This window comes from Faecalibacterium sp. DFI.5.82 (assembly GCF_029076575.1).
Taxonomy (GTDB): domain Bacteria; phylum Bacillota; class Clostridia; order Oscillospirales; family Ruminococcaceae; genus Faecalibacterium; species Faecalibacterium duncaniae.
The window spans coordinates 1-293 of record NZ_JARFIS010000983.1 but is presented as its reverse complement, the minus strand read 5'-3'; the positions used below and the strand labels follow the sequence as shown (position 1 = coordinate 293).

General features: G+C 56.0%; 1 protein-coding gene. It reads right to left on the bottom strand.

What is annotated here, in order from left to right; all coding sequences use genetic code 11:
* Positions 1–20: 20 nt before the first annotated feature.
* Positions 21–194 carry a hypothetical protein gene (locus tag P0G09_RS19790; RefSeq protein ID WP_275253528.1) on the bottom strand — a complete coding sequence of 58 codons (174 nt, stop codon included), beginning with the start codon at positions 192–194 and terminating at the stop codon, positions 21–23.
* Between the last annotated feature and the right edge of the window lie 99 nt (positions 195–293).

The following is a 293-nucleotide window of genomic DNA, read 5'->3' as shown; positions in this document are numbered from 1 at the left end:
CCGCCCTTGGCGCGCTCTTCCTACTGCAGCTTCTGCAGGGCACCCCACAGCTTATCGGTCGCCTCGGTGGGGCCAGCCAGAAAGCTTTCGTCGCCGACGTACGGGGTGTAGTTCTTCTGGATGAAGTCGCGGACATTGACTTCCTCTTTCCAGATGCGGCCCTCAAAGCCTTCCCACTGTTCAAAATTGATCATTGGAACCTCCTTGCTCCATTCGATGCGCAGGGTTAGCGCATTCTAACTATTGAGCCTTTGAAAAACCGCACTGTATCGGCGGCTTTCTGGGGGCGAAAC

What these genes read in the sequence shown, in the direction of transcription:
- P0G09_RS19790 (WP_275253528.1), bottom strand. Translation starts at nt 194, where the DNA reads ATGATCAATTTTGAACAGTGGGAAGGCTTTGAGGGCCGCATCTGGAAA.